Raw genomic sequence first — 17,523 nt, 5'->3', positions numbered from 1 at the left:
CACGGAAGGCCTGCCCGTGTATGGGTGAGTTGACAGAAATTGCGTCTCGCCTTGCGGGATGGGAGGCGTCAGGCCAATCGGCTGCGCAATTTGTCGATGAACTTGTTTGTCTCATGAGGGGCCGAGCACCCGAGATCCTCGGCTATCCAGTCCCAAAAGTCACAGCAGATCGATAAGGCCTCGTCGCTGATTTCTTCGATTTCAGCGAGTTCAAAGTCTGTGAAATCCAGCGCGCCATCATCGAGGCTGAAACTAGCAAATCTCACCCATCCACCCTGCTTCTTCCATGTCTTACCCTCCCAGGTTCCATAGGAGACAACCCCGTGAATGATCTTGTGCCGATGTCGGGCGACTTTGGAAAAGCGGGCGATCAGCGATTCGCCTCTCGATAGATGAGGCGGGTCGAACGGGACTGTCTTCAAGAACGACTTGAACGCTGTCACTCGTCGTTTAGTGCTTCTTGGCCTCTGATAGAGCGGGTCCTCGATGATTTTCGACATCATTTCGAGACAAACATCCACTGCGTCTTCGGCTCCGGACCACCAGGTTGTCAGCCTACCAACATGAAAATAGATGTAATCCAATTTCAGTGGCTTGGTCGGAAAGTACGGTGTTCGAACCACGATGGACTCTGAGAATGAAGACAGACAATTTGAGCAGACGGTAAAGATTCTGCTCCGGAGGGCGCCGAAGCCGCGCAAAGAAGCGGATCGTTTCAAACCACCCGGTCCGGCCAAGACTCCAGCAGAGTCCGCCAATGAGGGCTGATTCGCAACATTGCCGAGTTCGTGCTTATTACCCATCGTCCTGACGGGGGGGGATTCATTTGGCCAGAAGAGTTTCTGTTTTTTCATTGAACATTGCTGCGAACCCGCACGAAACGGGTGCATACAGGGGGATTTTTGCTCGCGCGGCGCGGATAATCGTCCAGGCGCGTGGGGTTGATTATGCTCGAATCACTAATCCTACGCAAAACGAGAGATATAGGCATATCCTGCAAGGACAAATTCTTATCTGGACAGAGATCGATCTTGAAGGGCCATGGATTGACCTCGATAAGGGTCAGCAGATCGACCCAGACCTAAAAAAGACTATTTCCATACCGCCTAACGCGCGACCAAACTTCCGCGCGTTCGATTTCGTATTTAACGAAAAGACGCATCAGCTGTATTTTGAGACGCGTAACGACCTCGACCAAACGGTGGGAGCGACGGTCGTTCACCGAATATTCGCCGGACTGCTAAGCGCTACGGTGCTAGGTTCAGATTTTCCGACTGTAGAAGTGACGTTGGTGCCGGAGAAGGATGCAGTTGAGAAAATATTGGCACTGCCAAGGCTGGACACGCTGTTCATCAGGGTAGTTAGGCCGAACCCTGATGGCGCGTCACCTCAGGCAGTGAAGCGCATAAACGATAAGCTCGATGCCCTTCATGCGCAAAAGCTCGAAACAAGGATACAAAAAGCCCCTGAGGCGGCGCGAATCACTCTTGATGCCGAATACCGGGAACAAGCTGAAGTTGGTGCCACGAACGGCGTAGTGAAGGGCGAAGGGCGATACGCCGATGGCACAAAAGCGGAGCTCTCTACTCGCGACCAGCCTAAGAAAATTGTCGTCGAAATGGAGAAAGGTGACAACTTCTTTGCGCGTCTACTTTCAACGATATCTGGCCTGGGCTGAATTTAGCGTCTTCGCTAACGACTTTGCGCATTACTGGAAGGTCTATGGTGGCAGCCTGGCGCTTCTGAAATCTCCGGCATCGCTATTGGCAGCACTGATGTCACTTTTAGCGCTTCTCACAGGGCGACTGGAATTTTGGTCTCTTGGCGCTTTGGCGAGCTTGCCCGCCTTGCTCGGCTTTTCGCTAGGTGCGATGGCAATTGTTCTCGCCTTCCCGACCACGAGTATGTTCAAGGTGCTTGCAGAGGAAGGCAGAGAAGACTCCTACTACATTGACCTCGCCTCAAAATTTGTGCACTTTATCTTGTTTCAAACTGCTGGCCTTATGTACACACTCGTCATTCCGGCTAAATTCCTGCTTCTTCTGGACCTAGTAGGGTTTTGGTTGCTCACCTATGCAGTACTTATGGGGTTGGTCGTGGCAGTTTCACTGTTTGGGACGGCACGACTCTACAATCATCCGGGCTCGCATTAACTGCGATTCGCTTATTTGAAGGGGAACGGGTGCAGACTCGCTTTGTTAGGCAAGGTAACGAAACGCCGCGGCTAGAATGACAAGCGCCAGCGTGCACCCGATAATCATGGCCACAGCGCCTTCGGCCGAGAGCCGCAGGCGGGCCTTTGAAGCATCGATCTCGATCTTGCTCATTCTGCACTTCCATTGGAAGCGCAGCGCTCGAGGCACCGCACGATCCATGCGTTGAGGGATTGCTTGTTTTCTTCGGCACGGATCGCGAGCTTGTTGCGGAGGCTTTCCGGCAGGCGCAGCGTGTATTTGATTTCGCCCGACCCGGCCTCCGGCATGGCGCCAAATAGGGCTTCAATTAGTTCGGGATTCCAGCTCGTTCTCTTTTCGAGCCAGATCTGCGCGTCCTCCGGGGTCAAGGGCTCGATCTTCTCGTAATCGTCTTCGTTTGCCCCTTCGAGATACCAATACCGAAAAAAGGCTCCAAAACGAGTTTGATAGAGGTACTCGCCCGTGTCCCAGGGACCATCAGTATCCTCATCCCATCCGGCAATCTGGGTTGCCGTTTCTGTGTTGTAGGTCTTGCCGTCGATGATCCGCTTGCACTTGATCGCCCGCATGGGTGCCTCATTCAGTTGCCGTCATGTGATTAGAGTATGATCACATGCCGTCACCTGTCAACACATGCCGTCAGGTGACCGAAGGCTGTCGTTTCTTTTTGCTCAGCATTTGCTTCCTCTCCCCACCCTTCCCCCTGACCCCGCGCCGTGCGATCACGGCGCATGGTCCGTCTTGCCCCGCCTGCCGCCCTGAACGCCGAGCAGTCCGTTCTTCGCGTTTCCATTGTCGCCACCGTTGCGCTGGCGGTGTTTGGCGTGCTGGTCGGGTTGATGACCGGGTCTTCGGCGATCATCTTTGACGGCGTCTATGCGCTCACCGACGCTGCGATGACGCTGGTTGCGCTTTCGGTGGCGAGCCTCATTGCCGGCTCGACCTCGGGGCTTTCGCCGCGCGGCAAGCTCGCCGAGCGCTTCACCATGGGGTTCTGGCATCTGGAGCCGATCGTGCTGCTCCTGAACGGCACGCTTCTGATCGGCGCGGCCGTCTATGCGCTGATCAACGCGGTCAAGACGCTGATCACCGGCGGCAACGCGTTGCCCTTCGCGGCGGCGATCCTCTATGCGGGGATCGCGCTTTCCGCCGCGCTCGCCATGGCGCTTTATTGCCGGCGCGCCAACCGGTCGATCGGCTCGGATTTCGTGGCGCTGGACGCCAAGTCCTGGCTGATGTCGGCGGCGCTTTCGGGCGCGCTGCTCATCGCCTTCCTGTTCGGCTTCTTCGCGGAGGGGACGCCGCTCGCCTTCGTCGCGCCCTATGTCGATCCCGCGGCGCTGGCGCTCGTTTCGCTCGCCATCATCCCGATCCCGATCGGCACGGTGCGGCGGGCGCTGGCCGATATCCTGCTGGTGACGCCGCCGGAGCTGAAGCGCGCGGTCGACGCGGTCGCGGCCGGGATCGTCGCGCGCGAGGGATTCCTCTCCTATCGCGCCTATGTGGCGCGGGTCGGCCGGGGCCGGCAGATCGAGATCTATTTCATCGTGCCATCAGGGCTGCCGGCGCGGCCGCTCGAGGATTGGGATCGCCTCCGCGATGAAATCGGCGCTGCGATCGGCGACGAGAGCCCGGACCGCTGGCTCACCATCGCCTTCACCACCGATCCCGAATGGGCCGATTGAGCAGCCGGCCAGCGCCGAAGCGCGCCGCCTGACCGGGACCGGCGCGGCGGAGAGGGCCGATCCGGCTCGGGCGGGCCGCTGGCCGGAGCGAGCGGGGAGCGACGCGCCCCCACGCTTCGCTCGCCCCCTCTCTCCGGCCGCGCCCTCCCGGGCCTTGCCGGCCGCGCCATCCCGCGCGGCCGATCGCTTCAGGCGCTGATCGCCCTAATCACCGTTGGCGCCATGCGCGCGCATCTCGGCGAGCCAGGCGGCGCGCTTTTCCGCGCTCGCGCCCTCGACATTGCCGTAGAAACTTTCATGGACCGGCCTGATGCCGACGAAATCGAGGATGTTGCGCTCCATGCCCTTGACGCCATGGGCGCCGAAGAACCAGCGATAGAGCGGCGCCGGCATGCCCATGGTCACCACCAGGCGGGCCGAATGGCCGGCGAGCAGCTTCTTCGGGAAGCGGCCTTCCTGATAGGCGAAGCCCGTGCCCGGGCGGAACACCTGTTCGAAGAAGGCCTTGACCAGCGCCGGCATCGTGCCGAGCCAGAGGGGGAAGATCATGACGATGTGATCGCTGTCGCGGATCGCCGCCGCCGCCGCGACGAGGCCTTCCGGCACGCCGCGCTGCTCGAAGTCATCCTTCGAGCGCAGGAGCGGAATGTCGAGGCTGGCGAGGCGGATCGTCTCCACGCTGCGCCCGGCCTCGCGCGCGCCTTCGGCATAGGCATCGGCAAGCGCATTGCAGAAATGCCCGCCGGCCGGGTCGGGATGTCCGTCGAGGATGACGATCCGCTGGCTCAAGGCCCTGCTCCCTGGTCGATGGAGCCAGCCTATCGGCCGTCGCCGCGCGCGCGTTGATGCGGATCAAAGCGCGCGGGCGTTGGTGGTGCGTCGCGGCTCAGACGAAGCCGGCCACCGCATGCGGCACATAGGGCGCCTCGAGATGGGCGATCTCGTAGTCGTCGAGCTTCACCGAAAGCGCGCCGGCGGCATCCTCGAGATGCTCGATCCTGGTCGCGCCAACGATCGGCGCCGTCACCGGCGATTTCTGCAGGACCCAGGCGAGCGCCACCTGCGCGCGGGCGATGCCCCGCTCCGACGCGACGTGGGCAACGGCCTCGACGACCTTCTTGTCGGCCTCGGCGGTCTTGTCATAAAGCGTCTTGCCGAATTCGTCGGTCTCGGCCCGGGCGGTCTTCTCGTCCCAGTCGCGGGTCAGGCGGCCACGCGCGAGCGGGCTCCACGGAATGACGCCGATCCCCTCCTCGCGGCAAAGCGGCAGCATCTCGCGCTCCTCCTCCCGGTAGAGCAGGTTGACATAATCCTGCATCGAGACGAAGCGCGCCCAGCCGTTTTTGTCGGAGGTGGCGAGCATCTTGGCGAACTGCCAGGCGAACATCGAGGAGGCGCCGATATAGCGAACCTTGCCGGCGCGGACGATATCGTTGAGCGCTTCGAGCGTCTCCTCGATCGGCGTCGCGGGGTCGAAACGGTGGATCTGGTAGAGATCGACATAATCGGTGCCGAGCCGCTTCAGGCTGGCGTCGATTTCGGCGAGAATGGCCTTGCGCGAAAGGCCGGCGCCGTTCGGTCCGGGACGCATACGGCCGAATACTTTGGTCGCGATGACGATTTCGTCGCGCTTCGCATAGTCTTTCAGAGCGCGGCCAACATATTCCTCGCTCGTCCCCTCAGAATAGGCATTGGCGGTATCGAAGAAATTGATGCCGAGATCGAGCGCCTTCTTGATGAAGGGCCGGCTCTCTTCCTCGGGCAGCGACCAGCTATGCGTACCCCTGGCCGGGTCGCCATAGCTCATGCAACCGAGGCAGATCCGCGAAACTTCAAGGCCAGTCTGGCCGAGGCGCGTATAATCCATGGCGCGTATCCTCCAATCATGGTGGGAAAAACGATGCGAAAGGTAAGGCAAGCTTAGCGCAGACGTCGCCGCGATCGTAGTCGACATTTCGTGATTGTACCGATCGGCGGCGGAATCCTGCGGTTAATCCGGGCGCTCGGCCGGCCAGGTCACCAGGAAATCCTCATAGTCCTCGATCGGGATATCGGCCTCGCTCACAGTGCGTCCAGTCACCGAAATGCCAGCTTCATGCACGGTTTCCGCATCGCCCGAGACGAGCGGATGCCACCAGTAGAGGTCGCGTCCCTCGGCGACGAGCCGATAGCCGCAGGTCCCCGGCAGCCAGGAAAGCGTGCGCACCTTCTCCGGATCGAGCGGGATGCAATCAGGAACCCGCGTGCTGCGGTTCGGATAATCCGAGCACCGGCAGCTTTCGTCGTCGAGCAACTGGCAGGCCACCGCCGTCCAGACGATCTCGCCGGTGTCCCAATCCTCGAGCTTGTTCAGGCAGCAGCGCGCGCAGCCGTCGCACAGCGATTCCCATTGCGCCTTGCTCATCTCCTCGAGCGTCAGGCGCTTCCAGAAAGGAAGATCGGGATCGAGGGCCTTGCCGTCTTCTTGAACGGGCATGGGAGTTGCGTATCCTTAATCAATCGTCCAGAACCGGATGGTCCAGGCGGCATTCTGTCCGACATTGGAACAGATGGCCGGCGGATGGTCCACAACGTGCCCCGGAACAGGCTTTGGCGAACGTCCTCGATCGTATCACGACTTGGTTCGGACGGCGGCGCGGCCTTTTTGCGCCAGGCGCCGATGCGGCAAGCCGGTCCGGCAGCGAGATCGTCAAGGCGCTGCGCGGCGGCGAGACTGTCGATCCCTCCCAGTCGGTCGCGGGCCAAAATCCGACAATCGTTGCGCCGCCGCCGAAAAGGCAGGCGCTCCGGCTGATCGAGATCGACGCGCTGATCGATTCCGGCCTCTTCACGCTCTGGCACCAGATGGTCGAAAGCGCCGAAGGCGCCTCGCGCTTCATGCGCCGCTTCCGGGTCAGCGGCCTTGCCCGCGCGCCGATCGAGCTGCTCGGCGATGGGCTGACGCTCGCCTGTGGCGGCGGCATCGTCCTGCTGATGCTGGCATTGCCAGCCTTCGACGCGACACATGGCGACTGGATGGCGCAGCAGGACTATTCGGTCACGTTCCTTGATCGCTTCGGAACCGAAATCGGCAAGCGCGGCGTCCGCCACTCCGACGCCGTGCCGCTGGAGGAGATGCCCGACAGCCTGATCAAGGCGACGCTCGCCACCGAAGACCGCCGCTTCTATACGCATTTCGGGATCGACATCCTCGGAACGACCCGCGCGCTCTTCGAAAACCTGCGTTCCGACGCGGTTGTCCAGGGCGGATCGTCGATCACGCAGCAGCTTGCCAAGAACCTCTTCCTTTCGAACGAACGCACGATCGACCGCAAGATCAAGGAAGCTTTTCTGGCGCTCTGGCTCGAAAGCAATCTTTCCAAGCACGACATCCTGCAGCTTTATCTCGACCGCGCCTATATGGGCGGCGGCAATTTCGGGGCGGCGGCAGCGGCAGAGTTCTACTTCGGCAAGAAGGTCACCGATCTCGACCTTGCCGAGTCCGCGATGCTCGCCGGGCTCTACAAGGCGCCGACCCGCTACGCGCCACATGTGAACCTGCCGGCGGCCCGGGCGCGCGCCAATGAAGTGCTGACCAATATGGTGCAGGCCGGCTTCCTGACCGAGGGCCAGGTGCTCGGAGCACGGCGCAAGCCGGCAGATGTGATGCGCGCCAGCACGGTTGCCGAACCCGATTATTTTCTCGACTGGGCCTTCGACGAGGTGAAGAAGCAGGTGCCGAACGGCGACCGCAGCCTGACGGTGCGCACGACGGTCGATCTCGGCCTTGAACAGGCCGCCGACGACGCGATCGAGAGTTCGCTCCGCGAATCCGGCGAGCGCTATCGCGTCAGCCAGGCTGCGATGGTGATCGCCGAGCCCGACGGGGCTGTGCGCGCAATGGTGGGGGGACGCGACTATGGCGAGAGCCAGTTCAACCGCGCCACGGATGCGCTTCGCCAACCCGGCTCCTCGTTCAAGCCCTTCGTGTACACAGCGGCCATCCAGCATGGCTATACGCCGCAGACCATCGTCCGAGATGCGCCGATCTCGATTGGCAACTGGTCGCCGAAGAATTATGGCGGCAAGTTCATGGGCAACATTCCGCTCACGACCGCGCTGATCCACTCGCTGAATACGGTGGCTGTCAGGCTCGCCGGCGTCGTCGGCCGCGAGACCATTATCGACCTCGCCCACCGCATGGGTATCACCACCAAGATCATCAATTCGAAGTCGCTGCCGCTCGGCGCGACCGAAGTCACCGTGCTCGACATGACGGGCGCCTATGCCGTGTTCGCAAATGGCGGTCTCAAGGCCAAGCCTTATGCCTTCACCGAGATCACCAACAGCCAGGGCGAGGTGGTCTTCGACCGCAAGCGCGACATCCCGGCGCCGCAACGGGTTCTCGACGCCGATACCGTCGCCAAGATGAACTATATGCTTTCGCAGGTCCCCGAGCGCGGCACGGGCCGAGCCGCAAAGCTGCAGGGCATCAAGACCGCCGGCAAGACCGGCACGACAAACGCCTATCGCGATGCCTGGTTCATGGGCTTCACCGGCAACTATGTCGGCGGCGTCTGGTTCGGCAATGACGACTTCACCTCCTCGAACAAGATGACCGGCGGCTCGCTGCCCGCGCAGACGTGGAACAAGGTGATGACGGTCGCCCATAACGGCATCACGCTGAAACCGATCCCCTATCTCGATGACCCGCCGCAGGATGGCGAACGCCCCGAGGCGATGGCGTCCGTGAACGCTGCCGACCAGGCTCCGCTGATGATGTCCGGGGCGACGACGGCCCGATTGATCGAAATCGATACCCTGCTGCGCAATGCGCCGCCAGTCCGCCCCGCCAAGGCGGCGGCTGTCACGCGGACGCGCGCGACGGGCCTCGCGGAACTCGAGCAGGCGAGCGGAAGCCTGACCGCCATCACGCGCTGAGCGGACGTGCTGCCGCCCACCCTCGCGGCCATTGTCCCGATGACTGGGACGAGGTTGATTGACCTCCATGCCCTCAAAGCTCGTGCGAAATAGACGAACGCCTATTGATTGAGTCGTCAGCGTGTGTCGTCTGATCGAGAACAAGACGACGCGCGACATCCTCGACCCCAGCTGACGCAAGACTCGCCAGGAGAACCCAATGCCGGAGCCGCTCTTTCGCAAGATCGACAACCTGCTGCTCAAGGTCGACGACCTCGACGCCGCGCTCGCCTTCTATCGCGACAAGCTCGGCCATCGGCTCATCTGGCGGGACGAGGAAGCAGCCGGTCTGGCCCTGCCGGAGACTGACGCCGAGTTGGTCCTGCACCGTCGCGTCGGGCCGGAGTCAGATCTTCTGGTCCACGATGTGGAAGCCGCTTTCCAGCGCTTCTTGGAAGCTGGCGGCGAAGCGGTCGAGGCGCCGTTCGATATCGCGATCGGCCGCTGCGCCTGTGTCCGGGACCCCTTCGGCAATGAGCTTGTGATGCTCGATCAATCTAAGGGCCCGTTGACCGTCGACGCGGAGGGATACACAACCGGCGTCGAAGCACGAGCGGCCGATCATGGCCCCACCCCTGCAGCGGCGGAGAGAACGTGAGCGCATCACCCGAAGCCCAATTCGCCCCCGGCGCCCTTGCCGCCCGGATCGATGCCGTCATCGACGCGGCTGTCGCCGAGAGCCGCATCGTCGGCGCCGTGGTATTGGTCGCCAAGGACGGTGCGATCGCCTATGCACGCGCCGCCGGCCATGCCGACCGCGAAGCCGGCATCCCGACGAGCCAGGACACGATCTTCCGTCTCGCCTCGGTCACCAAGCCGATGGTTGCCGCGACCGCACTCGCCTTCGTCGACGACGGCATCATCGGCGTCAATGATCCGGTCACACGGTTCCTGCCGGGCTTCCGCCCCAAGCTCGCCGACGGCAGCACGCCGGTCATCACCATCCGCCATCTGCTCACCCACACCAGCGGCCTCATCTACGGCTATGATGCCGCCGCCGGGATCTGCGAAGGCCTCGCAGGGCCGAGCCTTTCAATGGCGGAGAATCTTACGCGTATCGCCGCGCAGCCGCTGGCTTTCGCGCCCGGATCGGCCTTCCGCTATTCGGTCGCGATCGATGTGCTGGGCGGGCTGCTCGAACGGGCCGCTGGCGCCAGCCTGCCCGAACTCGTCGCGGCCAAGGTGACGCGGCCGCTCGGCCTTGAGGATACCGAGTTCTATCCCTCGAAAGTCGACCGTCTCGCCGCAGCCTATGGCGACGGGGCGGACGGTGCCGTGCGCATGGACGACCCGCACACCATCGGCAATCCCGAGTCGAGTGTCACGTTCTCGCCGTCGCGCGCCTTCGACCGGGCGGTATTCGCATCAGGCGGCGCCGGCATGGTTGGTAGCGCGCCCGACTTCCTTCGTTTCCTGGAAGCCGTGCGCCAGGGTGGCAGCCCCATCCTCTCGCCGAAGAGCGTCGCCCTCTTGTCCGAGAACGCCATCGGCGCTTTCGACACAGGCGTTGCCGGACGCGGCTTCAGCCTAGGCTGGTCGATCCATCATCATCCCGAGGCAAGCGGGGCGCCGTTCTCGCCGGGCACATGGCAATGGGGCGGCGTCTACGGCCATTCCTGGTTCGTCGATCCCGCGCGGGCATTGTCGGTCGTCTCATTCAGCAATACGGCGCTCGCGGGTGTCGGCGGGGCCTATCCCGACGCGATCCGCGACGCCGTTTATGGCTGACCGGCAGCCTGGCCCGCGCGCCCCTTCAAGGGCGCGCGATGATTGGCGCTGCGCCGGGCAACCCGCTATCGTCGATGACCTTAACCGGGTCCAAGCGTGCGTCTGCTGATCAATCTTCTCGTGGCGATCGCCATCGCAGTCATAGTCGGCCTCGGCTCTGCCTGGCTGGTGCTCGATCGCGAGCGGATCTTCGGCGCGGTCACGCGCGGTGCCTGGACGGCCTGGCCGGAACTCGGCAGCCCGAATGCCGACCCTTACAGCCGGGCGGAGCTCGCCCGCAGCGGCGCGCTGCCGCTCGGTGACGGCGAGGGCATCGCCTTTGTCGCCGACACCGACGACAGCGGCGCCGCGCTTACGGCGCGGTGCAGCTATTTCATCAACGGACAGACACCAGCGGCACGGCTCTGGACGCTCACAGTCACCGACAAGAACGGCAACCTGTTCGAGACACCTGCGCATCGAAGCGGTTTCCATGCTCGCGAGATCCTGCGCCGCGAGGACGGAAGCTTTGCGATCGCCCTCGCCGGAGATCCACAGCCGGGCAACTGGCTTCCGGTTACCGGCAGCGGCCCGCTACGCCTGACACTCCGGCTCTACGATACGCCGCTGACCTCCAGCGGCATCGGCGAGGCAACCCTGCCTGCGATCGCAAGGCGGTCTTGCCGATGAAGCATCTCCTCCTCTACGGCCTTGGCGGGCTGCTGCTCGGCGGTATCATCCATATCGCTGCCATCCTGCTCGTACCGGATTTCGCGACGCGCGATGCCTGGACTTCGCTTGGACGGCTCGGCCCGGACGGCGCCTTTCATCTGCTGCCGGCAAACGCGCCGGTCACGAAGCCGCTGACCGATCTCGATCCGGCCATGGCTCATGCCGCTTGCCGTTTCACTCTGGAGGAAGGGCCGATCCGTATTCGCGCGACAATGCCGGAGGAATTCTGGTCGCTGGCCGTGTTCGATCGGCGCGGCAGCAATGTCTACAGCCTCAACGACCGAACGGCAGAGCGCAGCGATATCGACCTCGTGATCGCGACACCATTGCAGATGGCGAAACTGCGTGAGAATCCGCTTGCCGCGCTCGACCGCGCCATCGTCATCGAACTGCCACTGGAACGCGGCTTCGTGCTCATCCGCGCCTTCGTCCCGAACCCGACGCTCGCCCCGGCCACCGAAGCCGCGCTCGGTGCGGCAGACTGCCAGGCCAGCCTGACGGCGCCCGGCAATGGAAGCGGCACGGCTGGTTCCTGACGAGGGGACTCGCCCCCGACGCCGAGCCTCATTCAGGCATTTCGGGCTGAGCCGACGGGCACGCTGGTTCGGTCCGTAGCCCGCTGCTCAGCCAAGGATGTCGCTCCGCAAAGGGTGACAGCTCTTCGGCGCAATACTGCCGGAGCTCGCCCGTCGCCTCCGATCAAGTCCTATGTCGGTCTCAGCCGCCTGCCTTGGCGGGAGCCGGACGCGGCATTGTTGGAGGCGTAGGGGCGTCGCGCTCGATGCGGACGCCCGGGAAGATGACGATCTCGCCGCGCGGCGTGCCCCTCGGTAAAGGGCGCGTGCGGCGACGCGTCGCCGTCGTGTAGGGCAGGATGCTTCCCATGCAGCCCCCTCGGAGACCCCAGGCGTTCGACCGCGTCGACCGCCATGGATGCTCTCGTTCTGATGAAAATCATTAAACCGCCCGCAAGGTTAACAGTCCGTCAACGACTTACCGCGAGACTGAGCATCGAGCGCTTCGCTCTCCTGGTATCCGCGTCATCATGCATCCCTCATTTCCTTCGGATGGTCTCATGGCCATGGCCGTGTCCAACCTGCAAAGCCGCGATGCCGCCCTCCTGAGGGCCACCACGGAGCTGTTCGTGCTCGAGGCAACCCACGACCCGGATGAGATCCGCCGGTTCGAGGAACTCGCAACCCATTTCCTGCCGCGCGTCTCGGCAGCCGATCGCGCTTTCGTCGCCGAGCGATTGTCGAGGAGCCAGGATGCGCCATCGGCGATCCTGCGCCAGCTCGGCAAGGATCTCCTCGAGATCGCAAGCCCGATCCTGAAGCGCTCGCCGGCGCTGGGCGAGTTCGATTTTCTCACCATCATGGCCTCGACCGGACATGGCCATCACCGCCTGATCGCGACCCGTGCCGATCTTTCTCCCCTCGTCGTTGCAGCGCTCCGGCTCACCGAAGATGCGGACGTGATCGCCCGCGTCGCGCATTATCCTGAGGTGATGACGGAGTGCGAGGCCCTCGCCATCGAAGACGAAGCCGAAGCCGATGCATCGCAAGCTGTCGAAGAGGATATTCCGACGGTCGAAATGACGGTGGCCGATACGGCCGAGCCTGACGATCAGGGCGCCGCGCCGGAGGAAACACCGGCAGACCAGGAGCCGGCGCCCATGGCGCCGATCAGCGCCGAAGCGCGCGAAATCTTCGCTGCGGTGCGCGCCCTCGCATCCACCTTCGAGGCTCAGGACCGCGAACGCCATTCACGGATCTCGTCTTCGCGCTCGCCTGAAACGGCTGAGGCTGCCGCTGCTGAGCCCGAGACATCGGCGCCGGAGACACGGGTCGAAACCCCAGGTGTCGCTGCGCAACAAGGCGGCGCCGCGTTTCTCAACCTCGATCGGACCGGCCGGCTTGCGCTCCTGCAAGAGATCGCTGGTCACCCGACATCGCCCCATTCAGGCACGTCGGTTATCGACGCCGACCACGCTTTCCGGCTGGCGCTCGGCCGGGCGCGGCTCGCTTCTCTCGCCCGCCAGCGTCAGCGCGACGCCCTGGTTCGTACGCTGGCGCAGGGTCTGCGCCTGCCCGAGGCCGAAGTCGCGGCTCTGATGGACGACCCCTCGGGCGAGGCGCTGGTGGTCTTGCTGCGCGGCATCGGCCTTTCCGACGACGAGGCGCAGCATGTGCTGCTGTTCGCCAACCCGGTGATTGCAGCGGGCATCGAGAATTTCGAACGGCTGGCCCGGCTGTTGGCGGAGACCAAGGAGAGCGTTGCGGCGGAGTTGATCGCCGGCTGGCGAAGCGGCGCCCCACCGCAGAAGCCGGCTCATGCGCCGCTCTTCGCCGATCTGGAGCTGCGGCGCAGCCTGGCGCCGGCTGCGATGCAGCCGCGGCGCGAGGCTACCGTCCAGGAACCGCCAGAACGCAGCACCTTCGGCCTGCGCGGCCGCTGATCACTCGACAAGGTCGAGGAGCGGCTCGCCAGTTTTCTGCTCGAGCTCCACGACCCAGAGATCAGGATCGAACCGCGTCTCTGAAGCGATGCGGGCCGCGAGGCGTTCGCGATCGATCGCGCCCTCCACCAAGGTGAACAGACGGTCGGCCGGCCGATCCGTACCGAATGCGCTTTGCGGCGCCTGGCCATAGAGGTCGAACATGCCGTCAAGGCGGTCGACGACCACGAAGATGGCCCCCGCCTCCTGCGCGCCGCGCCGCGTCACCGCCGCGAACGCGCCCTCGACAAAGGCCCGCCGCACATAGGCCGCAACCCAAAGGGCCGACGTCACGCGCATCGTTTCCGTTCCTGGCTTCACGTTTGAGGATGACTCGCCAGCCGCGATCTATGCGGCTGAATGGTCGCCATGACATCAACAGTCAACCGGCAAGCCGATCGTATGTTGCCGATTTAGATCGATTTCATTGCGCCGATCATGACGAGCTTGGCCATCAGCGCGTCGTCGGCTTCGCCGGTGAGCGCCAGCCCGTTGTCGAGCTGGAAACGGCGGATCGCATCCTCGGTGTCGCCGCCGCCCTTGCCGTCGACCCGGATCGGACCGTAGCCGATGTCGTTCAATGCTGTCTGCACCTTGCGGATGCGCGCAGCGGACTGGGCGTGATCAATGGATCCAGTTGCGGTGGGGTCGGACGCAGCCACATCGGGAGTGCCGCCCGACGTCGCCGAAGTCGGGATGAGCGCCGGCGGTGCGATCTCGGCTGGCGTCGCGGCGCTGCTGCGCGGCAGTGCCTTCTTCAATTGCACCAGAAGGCCAGGGCTCGGCTGGCCAGTGGGGACGAGGCCGATCCGCATTTCGAAGGATGACAGCGCAGCCCGGGTCTGCGGACCGATCTTTCCATCGATGGGCCCGTCATAGAGCTTCAGCTCTGCCAATGCGCGCTGCGTGTCGGTCACGAGGGTTACGCTGTCCGGGGCGGCGGTCGGCAGGGGCGGAATGGTTGCGGCCGGAGCCGCCGCTGAATGGGTCTGGGTCTGGCTCTGACTTTGCGTCGGGGCTGGAGCCGCATCGACGCGCGCTTTCGGCATCGGCGCTGCCGCATCGTTGGCGGCGCGCGTGACGAAGAACGGTGCGGGATGATGAGTCGTCTGGAAATAGGCCGCGTTCGAGATGATCGTGCCGATCACCATCACGACCATGACGAAGCCCCCGGAGCGAACCGGATTCTCGATGACGAGATCGGTGATGCGGCCGAACAGACCGTCCGCCTCGGTGTAGACATCGCGCCGCCGAACCGGACGCGGTTTCGCCGCCCGCTCACGCAATGCGCCGCTCCCTTTCGAATGCGACCTCGTCCGCACCGCTCGCGCGCCACTCGGCCGCCGGCTTCGCCTTATCAGCCGGAAGCGTCACCGAGACACTGGTGCCTCGACCAGGTTCGCTGGCAATAGCCATGGTGCCGCCATGCAGATGAACGAGGCCTTTGACCACGGACAGTCCGAGGCCCGTGCCCTCATAGCGGCGATTGATGTCTGAATCGGCCTGAACGAATGGCGTACCAAGACGAGGCAAGTCGTCAGCGGAGATGCCGATCCCGGTGTCGACGACTTCGATGACGACGCCGTCCCGGCCCTGGCGGCTCGCGATCGTGATGCTACCGCCGGCTTCGGTGAACTTGACCGCGTTCGAAATGAGGTTGAGCAGGATCTGCTTGCAGGCCCGGCGATCGGCCACGATATCGGGCAGTCCGGGCTCGACGCGACGAACCACCTTGAGCTGCCGGCTGGCGATCTGATGGGACATCATCTCGATCGCGCCATCGACGAGGCCTGCGACCGCAACGGGTTCGACATGGATCTCGAACCGTCCGGCCTCGATCTTCGACATGTCGAGAATGCTGTTGACCACGTCGAGCAGATGTTCACCGGACGAGCGGATCAGGCGGGCATAGTCGCGATGACGCTCGAATTCGAAGCGCCCGAACAGCTGCTGTTCCAGAATGTCGGAGAAGCCGATGATCGCGTTGAGCGGCGTGCGGAGTTCGTGACTCATATTGGCCAGGAACTGGCTCTTGGCGCGGTTGGCCTGCTCGGCCGCGCTGCGGGCTTCTGCAAAGGCCGTCTCCTGCGCCTTGCGACTGCTGATGTCGCGCGTGACGGCGATCACGGTCCGCCCCGACGCCGGATCGATGACCGGCCGGCAGCGCATTTCCGCCCAGAGATAGGGACCGCCCTCGCCCGCTCCTGAGCGCAGACGGAATTCGGCGGTGATGCTGGCGCCGGTGCGATCGGCCTCCGACAAAGCGCGCAGGAAAGCGGGACGGTCCGCGATATGAACACGATAGAACAGACCCTGGCCGACGAGATCGGCGGGCGGACATCCGACCAGAGCGCGCGCCGCCGGCGAGGCGAAGGCGACATCGCCATTGGCGGTGTGACGGGTGATGAGATCAGTGGCGTTATCGGCAAGCAGCCGATAGCGCGTATCTCCGAGCCGGGCCGCCACACTCGCCTCGCTATGGACGGTCTCGATGCGGATGGCGACCAGCACGGCATACAGCACGGCGCCACCGACGACAGCCGGAGCAAATAACGGCGAGATCCCCAAGGGGTCGGGGGAGAGGCCGGCCGATGCGAGCGCCCAGAGAATCGCGAGCGCCGCGGCGGCCAGGGCAGCCGCGCTGACGACGACACGGCGCGAGCCGGATAGCGCAGCCTCGGCGGGCACGACCGCAAACCAAGCCAACGCCGGAGAGGCGAGCCCGCCGGTAAACGCGGCGATCCAGCCGACGAGACCGGTCAACGACAGGGCTGAAAGGAGATGCGCGTCAGCATAGCGGCCGGTGCGCGAGAGAAAGGCGGCGATCGGCAGCGGCGTCACCAGCCAAAGGAAGGCGACAGCGATGGCGGGCGACGGCAGGCCTGCGAACGCCAGCCAGAGAGGCATCGCCATCAGCGCGGCGAGCCCCGCGGCCAGATGAGCGGCGATGAATGCGCGATGACGGCCTGCGACAAGCGCATCGCCTGTCGCCGAGCCATGCACCAGCCCATCCATGATCCGCCGCAAGGGCTCGAAGGAAACCGTCATACGCAAAACACTGTTGGCGGCCGTTCCGGCCATCGGCCGCGCCCCGCAAGACGCCTCTGGCGGGATGAGTTCATGCTCGCAGTTCCGGCTTAAGGAACGCTGAAGGCACGGCCTGCGCCATCTCTTCGGGGAGGCGCGCGCCTTCAGGATGATCGATACAATTTGAATCAATATCAGCCGTAGAGCTGAACGCAGCCTTCAGCCGCCTGGTGCATTGCTCTCGTCAGATCACGGAAAGCGTGGCGACCTGGACTTTGTATCTGCGTTCGGAGGGCACCTCATGTTCATCATTCGCGCCGTGTTCTGGCTGTCGATCGTGCTGCTGCTCATTCCGGGCGATCCCGCGACGGGCGGTAAAAGCGCGAGTGTCGGTGCCGTGGACGCCGTCCTGGCAGCGCGCGGGATCGTCGCCGATCTTTCGGGGATCTGCGCAAGGCAGCCGGATGTGTGCACGCATGGCGGCGCGGCTTTGCAGGCCGTCGGAACACGCGCCTGGCACGGTGCAGCGACCCTCGTCTCCCGTTTCGATGCCAAGGCGCCATCCGAACCGGCTGCCGCCGCGCCCGTTGCCTTGGGTACGCTGACGACCGAGGATGCGTCCCCCGCATGGCAGCCGCCGGTCAAGGCGACGAGCCATCCGCCCAAGCCTCTCGCCAAAGGCGCCGGCAACGCCTGAGCATTCATTTCGGCGGCTCGTCCG

Annotated in this window: 20 protein-coding genes; 10 read left to right on the top strand and 10 right to left on the bottom strand. The window is 63.9% G+C overall.

Annotated elements, in window-relative coordinates; genetic code table 11:
* Positions 1-68 precede the first annotated feature (68 nt).
* Positions 69-854 (bottom strand): hypothetical protein, encoded by a 786-nt coding sequence (locus LB518_RS01665; protein ID WP_224572305.1) that lies wholly within the window; start codon positions 852-854, stop codon positions 69-71.
* On the opposite strand from LB518_RS01665, the gene LB518_RS01660 reads away from it, so the two are divergent.
* Positions 854-1,678 (top strand): DUF4747 family protein, encoded by an 825-nt coding sequence (locus LB518_RS01660; protein WP_224572303.1) that lies wholly within the window; start codon positions 854-856, stop codon positions 1,676-1,678. The genes LB518_RS01665 and LB518_RS01660 overlap by 1 nt on opposite strands.
* The gene (locus LB518_RS01655) at positions 1,641-2,153 is read left to right on the top strand and encodes a hypothetical protein (RefSeq protein ID WP_224572302.1); all 513 of its coding nucleotides are present in this window, start codon (positions 1,641-1,643) and stop codon (positions 2,151-2,153) included. Before LB518_RS01660 ends, LB518_RS01655 begins: the two co-directional genes overlap by 38 nt.
* Positions 2,154-2,198: 45 nt before the next feature.
* Here the strand turns inward: LB518_RS01655 and LB518_RS24595 are convergent, their stop codons facing one another.
* Positions 2,199-2,327 carry a hypothetical protein gene (locus LB518_RS24595; protein WP_286198533.1) on the bottom strand — a complete coding sequence of 43 codons (129 nt, stop codon included), beginning with the start codon at positions 2,325-2,327 and terminating at the stop codon, positions 2,199-2,201.
* Positions 2,324-2,764 carry a toxin-antitoxin system HicB family antitoxin gene (locus LB518_RS01650; RefSeq protein WP_224572300.1) on the bottom strand — a complete coding sequence of 147 codons (441 nt, stop codon included), beginning with the start codon at positions 2,762-2,764 and terminating at the stop codon, positions 2,324-2,326. The genes LB518_RS24595 and LB518_RS01650 overlap by 4 nt, the downstream gene beginning before the upstream one ends.
* A 162-nt stretch (positions 2,765-2,926) precedes the next feature.
* Here LB518_RS01650 and LB518_RS01645 point away from each other — a divergent pair, with 162 nt between their 5' ends.
* Positions 2,927-3,880 carry a cation diffusion facilitator family transporter gene (locus LB518_RS01645; protein WP_224572299.1) on the top strand — a complete coding sequence of 318 codons (954 nt, stop codon included), beginning with the start codon at positions 2,927-2,929 and terminating at the stop codon, positions 3,878-3,880.
* A gap of 204 nt (positions 3,881-4,084) precedes the next feature.
* Here LB518_RS01645 and LB518_RS01640 read toward each other — a convergent pair whose 3' ends face one another.
* The 3 genes from LB518_RS01640 to LB518_RS01630 all read right to left on the bottom strand — a co-directional run bounded on the left by LB518_RS01640 (position 4,085) and on the right by LB518_RS01630 (position 6,356).
* Complete coding sequence (locus LB518_RS01640) at positions 4,085-4,669, bottom strand: NAD(P)H-dependent oxidoreductase (RefSeq protein WP_224572297.1); 585 nt, start codon at positions 4,667-4,669, stop codon at positions 4,085-4,087.
* A gap of 97 nt (positions 4,670-4,766) precedes the next feature.
* On the bottom strand, positions 4,767-5,747 hold the full coding sequence (locus LB518_RS01635) for an aldo/keto reductase (RefSeq protein ID WP_224572295.1): 981 nt from the start codon (positions 5,745-5,747) through the stop codon (positions 4,767-4,769).
* A gap of 123 nt (positions 5,748-5,870) precedes the next feature.
* A complete protein-coding gene (locus LB518_RS01630) occupies positions 5,871-6,356 on the bottom strand; it encodes a YcgN family cysteine cluster protein (RefSeq protein WP_224572285.1) in 486 nt (161 codons plus the stop codon).
* Between the two features lie 278 nt (positions 6,357-6,634).
* Here LB518_RS01630 and LB518_RS01625 point away from each other — a divergent pair, with 278 nt between their 5' ends.
* The 5 genes from LB518_RS01625 to LB518_RS01605 all read left to right on the top strand — a co-directional run bounded on the left by LB518_RS01625 (position 6,635) and on the right by LB518_RS01605 (position 11,814).
* On the top strand, positions 6,635-8,800 hold the full coding sequence (locus tag LB518_RS01625; protein WP_502845783.1) for a transglycosylase domain-containing protein: 2,166 nt from the start codon (positions 6,635-6,637) through the stop codon (positions 8,798-8,800).
* A gap of 199 nt (positions 8,801-8,999) precedes the next feature.
* On the top strand, positions 9,000-9,437 hold the full coding sequence (locus LB518_RS01620; protein WP_224572274.1) for a VOC family protein: 438 nt from the start codon (positions 9,000-9,002) through the stop codon (positions 9,435-9,437).
* Positions 9,434-10,567, top strand: coding sequence for a serine hydrolase domain-containing protein (locus tag LB518_RS01615; RefSeq protein WP_224572272.1), 1,134 nt, complete (start codon positions 9,434-9,436; stop codon positions 10,565-10,567). Before LB518_RS01620 ends, LB518_RS01615 begins: the two co-directional genes overlap by 4 nt.
* Positions 10,568-10,663: 96 nt before the next feature.
* On the top strand, positions 10,664-11,236 hold the full coding sequence (locus LB518_RS01610; protein WP_224572270.1) for a DUF1214 domain-containing protein: 573 nt from the start codon (positions 10,664-10,666) through the stop codon (positions 11,234-11,236).
* On the top strand, positions 11,233-11,814 hold the full coding sequence (locus LB518_RS01605; RefSeq protein WP_224572268.1) for a DUF1254 domain-containing protein: 582 nt from the start codon (positions 11,233-11,235) through the stop codon (positions 11,812-11,814). The genes LB518_RS01610 and LB518_RS01605 overlap by 4 nt, the downstream gene beginning before the upstream one ends.
* A gap of 181 nt (positions 11,815-11,995) precedes the next feature.
* Here the strand turns inward: LB518_RS01605 and LB518_RS01600 are convergent, their stop codons facing one another.
* A complete protein-coding gene (locus LB518_RS01600) occupies positions 11,996-12,163 on the bottom strand; it encodes a hypothetical protein (RefSeq protein ID WP_224572266.1) in 168 nt (55 codons plus the stop codon).
* Positions 12,164-12,353: 190 nt separating this feature from the next.
* Between LB518_RS01600 and LB518_RS01595 the strand changes: the two genes are divergently transcribed.
* Positions 12,354-13,736, top strand: coding sequence for a DUF2336 domain-containing protein (locus LB518_RS01595; protein ID WP_224572264.1), 1,383 nt, complete (start codon positions 12,354-12,356; stop codon positions 13,734-13,736).
* On the opposite strand, the gene LB518_RS01590 is transcribed toward LB518_RS01595, so the two are convergent.
* The 3 genes from LB518_RS01590 to LB518_RS01580 form a co-directional block, all read right to left on the bottom strand.
* Positions 13,737-14,075: a DUF1491 family protein gene (locus LB518_RS01590; protein ID WP_224572263.1), complete on the bottom strand. Its 339-nt coding sequence runs from the start codon at positions 14,073-14,075 to the stop codon at positions 13,737-13,739.
* Positions 14,076-14,188: 113 nt separating this feature from the next.
* Positions 14,189-15,061, bottom strand: coding sequence for a peptidoglycan-binding domain-containing protein (locus LB518_RS01585; protein ID WP_224572261.1), 873 nt, complete (start codon positions 15,059-15,061; stop codon positions 14,189-14,191).
* On the bottom strand, positions 15,054-16,823 hold the full coding sequence (locus tag LB518_RS01580) for a PAS domain-containing sensor histidine kinase (protein ID WP_224572259.1): 1,770 nt from the start codon (positions 16,821-16,823) through the stop codon (positions 15,054-15,056). Before LB518_RS01580 ends, LB518_RS01585 begins: the two co-directional genes overlap by 8 nt.
* 280 nt (positions 16,824-17,103) lie before the next feature.
* On the opposite strand from LB518_RS01580, the gene LB518_RS01575 reads away from it, so the two are divergent.
* On the top strand, positions 17,104-17,499 hold the full coding sequence (locus LB518_RS01575) for a DUF5330 domain-containing protein (RefSeq protein WP_224572257.1): 396 nt from the start codon (positions 17,104-17,106) through the stop codon (positions 17,497-17,499).
* The last annotated feature ends 24 nt before the right edge of the window (positions 17,500-17,523 follow it).

This window comes from Mesorhizobium sp. BR1-1-16, from assembly GCF_020165495.1.
In the GTDB taxonomy this organism is placed as follows: domain Bacteria; phylum Pseudomonadota; class Alphaproteobacteria; order Rhizobiales; family Kaistiaceae; genus Kaistia.
The sequence above is the reverse complement of the archived record's forward strand: the minus strand, read 5'-3'. Positions and strand labels throughout refer to the sequence as shown.

Coding starts and splice junctions, on each gene's coding strand:
- LB518_RS24595 (WP_286198533.1), bottom strand. CDS start 2,327: ATGAGCAAGATCGAGATCGATGCTTCAAAGGCCCGCCTGCGGCTCTCG.
- LB518_RS01620 (WP_224572274.1), top strand. CDS start 9,000: ATGCCGGAGCCGCTCTTTCGCAAGATCGACAACCTGCTGCTCAAGGTC.
- LB518_RS01605 (WP_224572268.1), top strand. CDS start 11,233: ATGAAGCATCTCCTCCTCTACGGCCTTGGCGGGCTGCTGCTCGGCGGT.
- LB518_RS01645 (WP_224572299.1), top strand. CDS start 2,927: ATGGTCCGTCTTGCCCCGCCTGCCGCCCTGAACGCCGAGCAGTCCGTT.
- LB518_RS01600 (WP_224572266.1), bottom strand. CDS start 12,163: ATGGGAAGCATCCTGCCCTACACGACGGCGACGCGTCGCCGCACGCGC.
- LB518_RS01575 (WP_224572257.1), top strand. CDS start 17,104: ATGTTCATCATTCGCGCCGTGTTCTGGCTGTCGATCGTGCTGCTGCTC.
- LB518_RS01635 (WP_224572295.1), bottom strand. CDS start 5,747: ATGGATTATACGCGCCTCGGCCAGACTGGCCTTGAAGTTTCGCGGATC.
- LB518_RS01650 (WP_224572300.1), bottom strand. CDS start 2,764: ATGCGGGCGATCAAGTGCAAGCGGATCATCGACGGCAAGACCTACAAC.
- LB518_RS01630 (WP_224572285.1), bottom strand. CDS start 6,356: ATGCCCGTTCAAGAAGACGGCAAGGCCCTCGATCCCGATCTTCCTTTC.
- LB518_RS01665 (WP_224572305.1), bottom strand. CDS start 854: ATGAAAAAACAGAAACTCTTCTGGCCAAATGAATCCCCCCCCGTCAGG.
- LB518_RS01590 (WP_224572263.1), bottom strand. CDS start 14,075: ATGCGCGTGACGTCGGCCCTTTGGGTTGCGGCCTATGTGCGGCGGGCC.
- LB518_RS01580 (WP_224572259.1), bottom strand. CDS start 16,823: ATGACGGTTTCCTTCGAGCCCTTGCGGCGGATCATGGATGGGCTGGTG.
- LB518_RS01595 (WP_224572264.1), top strand. CDS start 12,354: ATGGCCATGGCCGTGTCCAACCTGCAAAGCCGCGATGCCGCCCTCCTG.